General features: G+C 34.9%; 13 protein-coding genes. 6 read left to right on the top strand and 7 right to left on the bottom strand.

The features are described 5' to 3' along the window. Positions 1-540 precede the first annotated feature (540 nt). The gene (locus AC4HAF_RS08495) at positions 541-882 is read right to left on the bottom strand and encodes a helix-turn-helix domain-containing protein (protein ID WP_491097406.1); all 342 of its coding nucleotides are present in this window, start codon (positions 880-882) and stop codon (positions 541-543) included. A 159-nt stretch (positions 883-1,041) separates the two neighbouring features. On the opposite strand from AC4HAF_RS08495, the gene AC4HAF_RS08490 reads away from it, so the two are divergent. From AC4HAF_RS08490 to AC4HAF_RS08480, 3 genes are read left to right on the top strand one after another with little or no spacing between them, the layout of a single operon-like run. After that, complete coding sequence (locus tag AC4HAF_RS08490) at positions 1,042-1,419, top strand: zinc ribbon domain-containing protein (protein WP_018374747.1); 378 nt, start codon at positions 1,042-1,044, stop codon at positions 1,417-1,419. A 12-nt stretch (positions 1,420-1,431) separates the two neighbouring features. Beyond that, complete coding sequence (locus AC4HAF_RS08485; protein WP_018374746.1) at positions 1,432-1,947, top strand: zinc ribbon domain-containing protein; 516 nt, start codon at positions 1,432-1,434, stop codon at positions 1,945-1,947. Between the two features lie 4 nt (positions 1,948-1,951). Next, positions 1,952-2,578 (top strand): hypothetical protein, encoded by a 627-nt coding sequence (locus tag AC4HAF_RS08480; RefSeq protein WP_491097405.1) that lies wholly within the window; start codon positions 1,952-1,954, stop codon positions 2,576-2,578. Positions 2,579-2,677: 99 nt separating this feature from the next. On the opposite strand, the gene AC4HAF_RS08475 is transcribed toward AC4HAF_RS08480, so the two are convergent. The 6 genes from AC4HAF_RS08475 to AC4HAF_RS08450 all read right to left on the bottom strand — a co-directional run bounded on the left by AC4HAF_RS08475 (position 2,678) and on the right by AC4HAF_RS08450 (position 7,200). Next, entirely contained in the window at positions 2,678-2,974 is a 297-nt protein-coding gene (locus AC4HAF_RS08475) for a DUF5960 family protein (RefSeq protein WP_491097404.1), read from the bottom strand. After that, entirely contained in the window at positions 2,961-3,332 is a 372-nt protein-coding gene (locus tag AC4HAF_RS08470) for a hypothetical protein (RefSeq protein WP_491092182.1), read from the bottom strand. The genes AC4HAF_RS08475 and AC4HAF_RS08470 overlap by 14 nt, the downstream gene beginning before the upstream one ends. Next, on the bottom strand, positions 3,329-4,744 hold the full coding sequence (locus AC4HAF_RS08465) for a Y-family DNA polymerase (RefSeq protein ID WP_491097403.1): 1,416 nt from the start codon (positions 4,742-4,744) through the stop codon (positions 3,329-3,331). Before AC4HAF_RS08465 ends, AC4HAF_RS08470 begins: the two co-directional genes overlap by 4 nt. Before the next feature lie 135 nt (positions 4,745-4,879). Then, positions 4,880-5,572: an XRE family transcriptional regulator gene (locus AC4HAF_RS08460; RefSeq protein WP_491097407.1), complete on the bottom strand. Its 693-nt coding sequence runs from the start codon at positions 5,570-5,572 to the stop codon at positions 4,880-4,882. A gap of 89 nt (positions 5,573-5,661) precedes the next feature. Beyond that, positions 5,662-6,474 (bottom strand): plasmid recombination protein, encoded by an 813-nt coding sequence (locus tag AC4HAF_RS08455; protein WP_027975859.1) that lies wholly within the window; start codon positions 6,472-6,474, stop codon positions 5,662-5,664. A 399-nt stretch (positions 6,475-6,873) separates the two neighbouring features. Next, positions 6,874-7,200, bottom strand: coding sequence for a helix-turn-helix domain-containing protein (locus tag AC4HAF_RS08450; protein WP_491097402.1), 327 nt, complete (start codon positions 7,198-7,200; stop codon positions 6,874-6,876). 125 nt (positions 7,201-7,325) lie between these two features. Here AC4HAF_RS08450 and AC4HAF_RS08445 point away from each other — a divergent pair, with 125 nt between their 5' ends. From AC4HAF_RS08445 to AC4HAF_RS08435, 3 genes are read left to right on the top strand one after another with little or no spacing between them, the layout of a single operon-like run. Continuing rightward, a complete protein-coding gene (locus AC4HAF_RS08445; protein WP_491097401.1) occupies positions 7,326-8,450 on the top strand; it encodes a M48 family metalloprotease in 1,125 nt (374 codons plus the stop codon). A gap of 25 nt (positions 8,451-8,475) precedes the next feature. Next, positions 8,476-9,114, top strand: a complete 639-nt coding sequence (locus AC4HAF_RS08440; RefSeq protein WP_491097400.1) for a zinc ribbon domain-containing protein — start codon at positions 8,476-8,478, stop codon at positions 9,112-9,114. Further along, entirely contained in the window at positions 9,115-10,008 is an 894-nt protein-coding gene (locus AC4HAF_RS08435; protein WP_491097399.1) for a hypothetical protein, read from the top strand. Positions 10,009-11,081 lie beyond the last annotated feature (1,073 nt).

Raw genomic sequence — 11,081 nt, 5'->3', positions numbered from 1 at the left:
ACTTATCCTAACCTTTGAAAAAATGAGGCGTTTCAGAGGCTTTTTAGTGTACTCTCAAACTCATAATGGGAACAAAATATAAATTCATCTAAAACTATTGACTTTTCTTATAGTTTGTCTTTTTAAAATTTTTAATTAATTGAAAATAATGTTCTTGATTGACTTCTTTGAGTTTATAGAGTCAGTCGAGAGGGGGTATATTACTCTCCTCTATGTATTTGTGAATGCTTGAAAATTAATCATTATAAAAATGTTGGTATTTTAGAGCTCTAAGTAAATCATTTTGATACAATTTATGTTAGATTTATTTCCTCGCATAGATAGTATGCCACAAAAAATCTTCAGTCTCGTTCAAAAATTCATTTTTTTTAGAGATAAATAATTTTTCAAGGATTTATCTACTGATATTTGTAAATGTTAAAGATACTTTATAGAACATTTTTCAATATTATCTGAGGATATATTAAAAGGAGTAAGCATTGTTACTTACTCCTTTTATTTTTATTATGAAATGAATATTTGCTAAAATATTTTGAACTGTTATAGATTCTCAATAGAAATAATCTTTTCAAACACTTCTAAGTATTTTTTACGTTTTTCTGGGCTAACTGTCATCATATATTTTTGAAATCTTTCGAACGATGGATCATTAACTTCCTTGTCATCGTCTTTATAGCCTTGGAAGAAGCTTTGCATAGACAGTCCAAACCCATCTATAATTTTTTCTAACGTATTCACTGTTATATTAGAGCGTTCTCCACGTTCAATTTTTGCAATTGAGGAGATATCTAACTGAGCTACCTCAGCTAATTGTTCTTGTGTTAATCCAAATTCTTTCCTTAAGGTTTGAATCCTTTTAGCGACAAATTGATCCAGAGTCATAATCTGCCCTCCCTGTATTTAAGGATATAGATTTTTTGGAACAGTTTACAGATACTAAAAGGTTTAAATAACTATCCTTAAAAGGATAGTTTATGGTATAATATCTATAGTATATTACATAAAGTATACTTAAAATAACATAAGGGTGAGGTAAAGATAATGTTTTGCTCAAAATGCGGTGCTAAAAATAATGCGAATAGTAAATTTTGTATGTCATGTGGGAACACACTTCAAAAAGCCAATACTACAAATAATAGTCAACCAGTAATGAATAACAATGTGCAGCCTACTAACAAACTAGGTCAATCTCCTGATTTTTACACTTATTTGTCAGCTGCTCTGATTGCTTTAACACTATTATTATGGGCAATAAAACCTGGTATCGGAGTTATTTCTGGGTTATTCTCTGTGATTGCAGCATTAATGGGAAGAAAACATACTACAAATCGTTCATTACATACAATGATATTGATTATTGCTTTGGTTCTGACCTTTGCAGTGTTTTTAGGCATGGTAAATAGTTATAATAGTCTCTAGTGGAGGGTTAGAATGTCATTTTTAGACGAACTTACATCAAAACTTACTGATGCTAAAACGATAGCTAGTCAGAAAACTCAAGCATTGACTCAGAATGTAAAAATTCAAAATATAGTTCTAAAAGAAAAACGGAAACGGGATGATTTACTCAAGTCACTAGGTTCCGTATATTATGAGAAATATCGAGATGATATTGATATTGAATTTCAAGAGCTAGTTTCGCAAATTAAACTTTGTGATGAGACGATTCAATCTTATACAGTTGAAAATTCATTAAAAACTGACCAGTGTGCTTCCTGTGGTAAATTTATTGAGAAAGGGTTATCTTTTTGTCCTCATTGTGGACAAAAGCTGAATCAATCAGAAGAAGTAGTACAAGTTTCTAATCAAGAAATGACCTCATCTGCAATTGATACTTTTGAAAGCATCGAAGTAGCTGAAGAAGTAAATCAAGCATTCTGTACCAATTGTGGGGCAACGTTAGCTGATGGTGCTCTATTCTGTGTTGAGTGTGGTAGTAAGGTTTAAAATAATGAAGAAGATATTAGTAATAGGTGCCCTACTATTAGGGTTGCTATTTTTAGTAAAAGTATTTCTATTTGATTCAAACAAAGGACCTGTTGTTGTTCAAGGGATTGTTCAAGATAATTACGATCTTGAGATGACTATTGACCTTATCAATGCGGATACAGGTGATGTTGTAAAAACCTTTAAAATCAATGAGGACAATCATTGGGTTCAAAAAGCTAATGTCCCGGTTGGAAATTATAAAATTGAAGCATCTATTGATGGTCTCTCTCCACGTTCTCTTACTAAAGTTAAAGGAACTTTGATGACAAAAGAAGTTGTGGTAAATCCTGAAGTAAAAGGAAATATCGATAAAACACCTCGTTTTGTTGCTATGGAGGGAAGCAAGGATTATCTTTCAGATTTCTATGGAATGGTAGATTTCCAGCGTTCAGATGGTAGTATGCTAAAAGGTGAAATTTCACGTGAAAAGATGGAACAGCACTATCAAGAATCAATTGCTATGCAAGGCTTTAGCCAAGAACAGGCGCAACAATCTGGGCATCACTCTAAACCTATTTTCTTTTTACTTATTCTCCTAATTTTAGGGGGCGGATGCGGCTATTACTCCTTTAATCGAAAACAGTCGTAATTATTTGTTATTCAATTAATTGTTTAATAATGCGAAATGGGCTAGTACAAAGCGAACTAGCCCATTTCCTATTATTAATCTAAATTGCTGTTAGGTATTTCAGGGGAAGAGATGAAGAGTTGTTTTTAAATAGACAAACTTCCGAATTAGCTTTTCTTCCTCTACAGGTTTAATATCAAAGATGAAGTAGTGGTCCCTATTATCCTTAGCATTCTCTTTATTGAGCTTAAAGTAGTTATGTTGGGATTTGGACATGGCCAAGAGAATATCATCTGTTAAGAACGTTAAGGGGATATCTAAGGCAGAGTAGCGGTAGAAGTCTGTTTCAAAACGACGATAGTTATCGCTAAAATAATCCATTTGTAACTCATTGTGATGAAAGTCAAGCTGATTCATGCAGGGGCACCTCCTCCAAAAGTTCAATAGCAAGCATATCTTCAAGCGCGATAGTGACATGCCCATCAGTTGATTTCACTAAAACATGGTCACTTGTGAGCGTTAAGACGTTACCAATGACATAGTTTAAATTGTTCTTTTCTTCTATTGTGATTCGTGCAGTCAATTGATTCACATACAACTGGCTTAGCAGCAGATGTTTCATCTCCATAGTTAATTCAGACTGATAAGTCCTTCTACTCGCATCATCAAAGAGAGCAGCAGTGTGCTCTGACAAGAAAAATCCCATCCATTTTTGCATCCCAACATCTTGATATTCCCTTGCTGATTGAAAAGGTAAATAAGAACGATTTATCATTTTAGTCCCTCTAACCCTCCAGCGGAGTGTCCGCCGATGAGTTTACTTCTTTCAATATTTCTGGAACCTTCTGTAAGGACGGTTCCTTTTTGTATAGCCAAAAAACCAAATTGTTCCCTAACAGTATCAATGGCTGCTTGGAGTCTTTCTTCCTTTTCTATCGTTTCAACATCATCGAAAAGTGATAGGAGCCCAATGCTCTCATCGACAAAGCCACTGTAGAATACGCCGATGTTTCTCACGGCCCCAGAGTTATATTTACTGCGGAATAACTCCAGCACATGATTTACCATTGTTTTTGTCAAGTTGGCAGGCTCTATTTTCTTTTGCGCCATAATAGGTTGTTTCCTCTCTATTTTTGAGTAACCGACTTGGATAGATATTACCGTGGCCTTTTTATGGGCCATTCTTAATCTATTCGCTACCTGTTCTGCCATTTCCGATAAAACGGTCTCAATCTCCCGTTTTGAGTGGTAGTCACGAGGTAAAACCTGAGAATTACCTAGACCATGAGACTTAGGTTTGTAAGGCTTGTGGACGTTACTTTCATCCACACCGTTGGCATGGAACCACAATTGAACGCCGACTTTTCCAAATTCTTTTTGAAGTATATCTGGATTAACATTAGCCAGTTCTTTGATAGAGGTGATGCCCAATTTATGGAGTCGTTTCTCTGTACGTCTGCCAATACCCCAGAAGTCAGTTAGGTGTGGAAGAGACCAAAGTTTTGATTCGACATCTTCATAAGACCAATTGGCTCGCATGGTCGGTGTCTTTTTCGCTTCATTATCAAGAGCTAATTTAGCTAATAATGGGTTAGCGTTGCTCATACCAACAGTTGAATAGATCCCTGTCTTTTTCCAAATGTCATGTTGTAATTTGGAAGATAGTACATCCAGTTTCTGCTTTCGATTCAATGAATTGTCTCTAACGAAGTAATTGAGAGAAGAGGTTAGATCAATAAAGCCTTCATCAATAGAGTAGGGGAGAATGTCATCAGGTGCAGCATAGTCTTGAAAGATGTGCTGAATTTCGATATTTTTCTCAATATAGCGATCCATCCGGGGAGGGACAATCAGTGTTCTTTTAGCCCAGTTTTCAATATAAGAGATGTACTTAGGTGTGATGTCAAGTCCTTGGCGTTTAGCATTATAGTAATTGAACTTTCTTGTCTGAATATCAAAGGGTAAATCGTAAGCACGTCCGACATTGTTTTTTCCAAAGACTTTTTTAAACATGGGAGACGATGCTAAAATTAACCCCGCAGCGTTTTCAGCTCTACTCATAACGCACAGAGAAGTGTGCAAGGGATTTAATCCACGGTCAACACATTCTACACTGGCATAGAAAGACTTCATATCAACGAAAGCTATATCAGATTGAGGTTCTTTGGAATAATCAATATAGCCCATGGTTTTAGTTCCTCCTTATCTCCTTCTAACTTTCCAGTTCATCAATATGATCTGTTATCTCATATTCAATATGCTGTGGTGCAATGTAAATATGCTCTTTACTACAAATGATAGTTTTAGCAGGTGGTATCACAATCAGCTTCTTATAGTGGGCATGAAGTGACTAACGACTAATCCAACAATACGAGGCTCATCCTCATAGGGGATAAATCGATCAGGATAAGCATCATTTAGAGATACCATCCGAAACCCATTTTCTTCTCGATAGAGTTTCTTGATATAGACGGACTCATTCCATGACAGTGCATAGACGGCTCCGTCGTAATCAAAACCACTGGCACGGATAAGAGCGACTTCACCATCCAGATATATAGGTTCCATAGAGTCTCCTTTAATCCAAGCAGCAACATCGTAGCCATATTGTTCTTCGTCTGAATAAACGGTTTCTGTCTCATATTCATCAAAGAGAGATTCACCAAGACCAGCAGAAAGAGCCACATCAGATAGGACTTCCACAGAAAACAGTGGAACAATGTTATCATGTGATTGTTGTGCTTGAAGCAATTCTTCAGCATAGCTATCAACCTTTTTTTGATTATCCGAAGAGAGCTGGAGGTAAGTACTAACAATCTTGTATTCAGATTCAAAGTAAGTCTCTGGAACTTTTAAGATGGTGGCCAGTTGTTGGAGATTCTTTTGATTTGGCTTTGTTTTTCCATTTTCCCAATTGAAGTAGGAGGAACGGTTGATACGAAGTTTATCCGCCATAGCAGATTGCGAATAACCTAGAGACATCCGCCTTTCTTTTAAACGATTTCCCGAAAACATAAAACCTCCCGAATCATCTGTTGTTTTATAAACCAACAAAAGTATACCAGATTTTTTGAGTAAGAGCAATGGGGAAAAGTTTATTTTCTTTACCGATCCTGTTGATTGAATTTCTGATTCTGTTCAATTTGTTTAAGCACCTTATTTTCATACTCCCGACTGGTAATGTAACGGATATATGCCTCTTTTGACATGTGCGGACGTTTGCTGTGTTCAACGTCAATGTTAAAGCCCATTTCAATAGCCAGGCGTTCCCCTTCTTCACGAATAAGACGAGTATAGGTCATTAAGCGGTTGTTATACTGGCCTTCAGGTTTTTCAGGATTTGGAAGTGGCAATCCCAATTCTATCATAGCTTTTCTTTTCCCAATCTTGAGGAGCTCTTTTCCATCCTCATTTTTATCATGATATACCCAAACTTGTCGGATATGTGCATGAGGGGTTGCTTCATCGTTGTGAATAGCACCATCAAGGATAAATAAGTTTTCTTTGGTTAATTTCGACTGATATTTTATCAGTTCATTATTCCATATACGAAATTCAGTTGAAGTAGGAGCTATATCTTTGTTTCCAATTTGATAAATAACTTCTTGTGGCTTAGTATTCCGTCCTTTTCTTAAATCTTCACTCGTCTTTTTGCGTTCTGGATGGTATTGTTTGATTGCTTTTGCATTAATATCTTTAAGCCAATCCGAAAAATTAACTCGATAAAATCGTTTTTCCGTTTCAACGAAATTATATTTTAAATCGGGATAGGTAGAAATGTAATGATTTAGGTGAGACCGACTTTCATCAATATGAGAAGCAGATATTATATTAAAATTTCTTGAGTTATGAGAAGGACTTCCTGTATTTCCAATTTGAACAGTAACCTTCATAGGCTTGTTTGCTTTATTTGTCATGTCAGACTCCTTAAAATGTATTCATTAATATCATGCCATATAATTAAAAAAATAAAAACTTGATAATGAAATGTCGTTGAATCTAGGGTTGGAGATATTAATTTTTCCTGATGAAAATAAAGAAAGAATAGGCACAGGCTGTTCATTTTCCTTTGAGTAACAGCGCTGTATGCACGCTAAGATTGTGGAGTAATCAAGAATGAAAAAGACATCCGAAATGGATGTCTAGATGAATACTTTGAGCAGATGGATAGCTATTTCATATGGTTTATCTTTGCCAGTTGTAACTTTATGCGCGTGGAGGCATACAGGATGATGAACAAGCTAGGAGTACTCTCATCCGTTGATGTTGTAACATTATTCTTAGCTTCACAATGGCTTGAAGATAAATTTATTTCTCTATTTTAGAGACTTAATCAGAATTGATAGAGCTTTCGTGAATTCACGACGTTTTTGTTTGGGAAGTTCGGCCAAGAGTAGTAATAGATCTTCGGTTTCCTCATCAATATCTTGCTTCATATCGAAAAAAGTAGGTATATCTACTTCAAGGGCTTCTATAATTTTGTAAAGCGTACTGATAGTAATGTTGCTGGGCTTATTTTCCAGTTTGTAAATATAATTAAAACCTAAGCCAGCTTTTTCTTCGAGCTCCATTTGCGTCATACCAGCTTGTTTCCGTAGAATTCTGATGCGCTGAGCAATAAATTTCTGTAGTTTATTTTCCATAAACCTATCATACAGGTATTGATTTTTCAAAGAACCACTATAAAAGACTGAAAATAAATTTAACAGTCACAAAAGACTGAAAATGTGGTAAAATAGCTTTATATAGAATACATTAGGAGAAGACTATGACAAAAGAAGAATGGTTAGAAGCTTTTGAAGCTATAAATGGAAGAAGAGCTACAGAGGAAGAAATCACTTCCGCGAAATTCAGCGGAGAGTTCATAGAAAATACCACTGCAGCAATAAGTCAATCAAATCTTCAAGAAGGTGCCGAAAATAATCTAAATGAACCAACCAAAGATATGATATTTTGTACTTCTTGTGGCAGTCAAGCTATAGAAGGAACTCAGTTTTGTCAGAACTGTGGTCAGAGATTGAAAGGTGAAAACCACTCAAGTGACATGTCTGCTCAATTTCAGAAAACTTCAATAATAGACTATTTGACGAGTTGCATACAGCATAAAAGATGGATCTTATTAATTTATTTAGCTATAGCCAGTTCTATTCAATGTGGGATACCGATTCTTTTAATGATGTTTGCGATATCAAAAACAGGACAAGGGCTAGTGTGTCGGATTATTGGTGCCAGAAAGATTGAACGTCAAGAACAAATAGAATATTTAAAAGTCCCCATAGATAATATGATAGCCAAAGCTAGGTCTGAAGGTTTGTTATTGCCTGAGACAATTGATGTTCATATTATTAATAGCGATGTACCAGTAGCTTATGCGACTGGAATGAACAAACTTGTTGTATCAGAGTCACTAGCTCAGCACCCAGAAATTTTTGAATCTAAAGTGATGTTTGAATTGCATCGAATTAGCGATATGGCCCCGAATTTATTATTAGTTGTTATTTCTGCCAACATTATCGTCGTATTAGCAGCAATTGCTATTTTAATCTGGAGCGGATTCAATAAAAATTATGGAGATAGAAGAACATCATTTTGGTCTGATACGTCGCAAAGTAAGAACGGAGCTATCATCTTTTACGTTTCTTTAGCAATAATTGCGGCTTGGGTAGGATTAACTTATTTATTTGTTAGAAGCACGATAAAAAAAGATGTTTTAGCTGCTGATCAATATGTGGCTGAGTACAACCTAGGAGAAGTGCACTGTTACTATCTAGACAATATAACATCAGTTGATAATTCTAGAATTAAGAAATTTTTTGAAAGAGGTTTCCCAGCAGTGAGCCAACGTATAGGTTTTATGCAAAATATGGGAGTTGCTTATAATAAAGCTTACTAGACGATTTGAAAAGGAATGAATAGTTATGTTTAAAGATGAATGGATTGAGTCTTTTGAAAAAGAAAAAGGCCGCAAACCAACACCAAAAGAATTTATTGAGGCTAAGAATGCTGGATTGTTTTTAACTGAAAATTCTAAAGGTAGTTCTGATTCTATTGAAAATTCAGAACAAATTCTAAATAGTCCAATCATACCGATGATGGCAGATGGGATAGAACATGGTGAGAAAGTTGAACTGACAACTTCATCTCTATCTAACTCTAATCATTCTCAGAAAGAGCAGTCATTAAAAAAATTCTGCTATAAATGTGGAAATCAGTTACAAATAGATAGTGACTATTGTCCAAAATGTGGAGCGAAGTTTGGCTCAACAGATGGGGAGCATTCCTTTTTGACAGATATTACAGAGAAAATATCAGATGTCAGTTCGTTAGCTTCAAAAAAGACAAAAGAGTTGACAAGTAACGTAAGGACTAATATTGAGGTCAGTTTAGAAAAACGGAAACTTGATGCGCTGTTTAAGCAATTAGGCGAAGCTTATTATAGTAAATTTTCTAACGATTGGGATTCGGAGTTTCAATCATTAGTCAGTCAAATCAAAGAATATGAAGAAAAGATCAATCAATTAAATCCTAGTTATAAGAAATCGAAAGGACGTGTGTAGATGATGAATAAATTAAAATATTTTTTTATCTTGATAATTTGTGGAATGCTATTGGTCGGCTGTGGAAAAGGAAAAAACGGATCAGTAGAAAATAAAAGTTCAGATAAAGCAAGCAGTAAAACAATTTCTGCTGATACTGTGCACAATTTTGAAACTTATGAGTCGCCAGAGGGTAAATTGGACGATGAGGGAATCTACCGTTATAGTTTTTTGAAAAATAATGATTCTGTATATGATGCAATGTCATACCTAGATATTGACCAAATACTACCAGTTCATAATCAAAAGAAGGTAAATGTAACTCTTGGAACAAATTTTGTAATTGACTCTTATCATTTTAATCTGCCTAATACTGTTAGAAAAATTTGGGAAACTGTTGAGGGCGAAGAGATGGAAGGTAACGATGGAGCAATGACTGAAATAGATAATGGAAAGACAGCAACACCATTTGAGTCTATCTCAGCAAAAAATCGAAAAAACTCAACAACCTTCTTTCTCTCCGCAAATGTTATTAACACAAATAGACGTAGTGCCCAGGCTGTTGATTCGGATATTAACATTCTTACTTTCCAATATAAAGGCAGTGTCAATAGTGCAATTAAGCCAAATGAAAATGCAGGAAATAGATTATCGTACGAAGGGATTAATTTAGGAATTACAAGAAATCAATTTTTAGATAATGTCAAAATTAAGAACCCTATATATAAAGATGAGTATTTCAGATATGACAGAGAGTATGATAAGAATGATACACGCTGCTTCATAAGTTACGTATTAGATGGGCGTGAAGAAAACGGTTATCCTTCTTATGTAGAGTTCACTTTTGATAATGAAATTCTTACTCAAATTAATATACATTGTACAAATGAATACCTTGGCATTGAAGTTCAGTAATGATTATATGGTATAGAATTAGAGAGGGTCTGGAGCAGTAGTTCCAGACCCTTTCTAGTGTATATGATTTTTATTTCATAGGAAATGTGGTTACACAAAGACCGATTTTTTACTAACTATGATTTACATATAAAGTTAATACTATCATTCTTTCATGAGCTTATTTAGCGGTTCATGAATCAGCAAAAGATGGGCTAGTATAGAAGAGCGCTTATATAGGGTGGTGTGGACTTCTATACTAGGACGAAAATTTTCAAATAATGGGCAACTATGTAAAACATAAACGGTTAAATCGTCTGCTACTATACAAGCCCATAAAATTATCCATTTGGCTACTCTATACTGACCCATTATTTAGTCATCTGTGGCTAACTATAGTCGACCATGAATTAAAGGAACATGGCACACTATATTAGACCATTATTTATTATTTTTATGAGGTAGTATACTGTACCACGAATATCTCAATAATGGATTACATATAAAGCCCATATTTTTATTAAACATGGGCTTCTATATCACACCATTATTTAAAAAAACATGGTTCACTATAGTTATCTGTATTTTTAAATTTCATGGTCTACTATATAAGGCCATGAATTAAAGAAAAGTGGGCTAATATAGTAGGGTAATATAAGCGATAACATGGACTTCTATAGTTAAACATAATCGTAATTTTAATGGCTCTCTATAGTAGATCACGAATAAGACTCATTATGGACATCTATACTATACAGATATCCACATCACGCGCCATAAGAAAAGAGAGAAAGCTACGCTTGTTATCTTTTAATAATCATGGGCTTCTATACTGTACCGTGTTTTCTAACTGCTATGGGCTTTTATAGTGAGCCGTGATATAAAGGCGAAAGAAAAGCAAAAGGCAGTGCCACATTTTTTATAAGAAAAAGATAATACTAAAATATGTGCTTCTATACTAGGACATTTTCTATATATACATGGACTTCTTAAGCATCGTTTTTATCTTAGATTTTTCTTCGTGGATTGCTGCGCGTGATTTAGCGCTGTTTTGAGTCGTTAACAGGTGGATAAACCTCGATATTATGCGCTTC

Source organism: Streptococcus sp. ELY_90 (assembly GCF_058314475.1).
The sequence above is the reverse complement of the archived record's forward strand: the minus strand, read 5'-3'. Positions and strand labels throughout refer to the sequence as shown.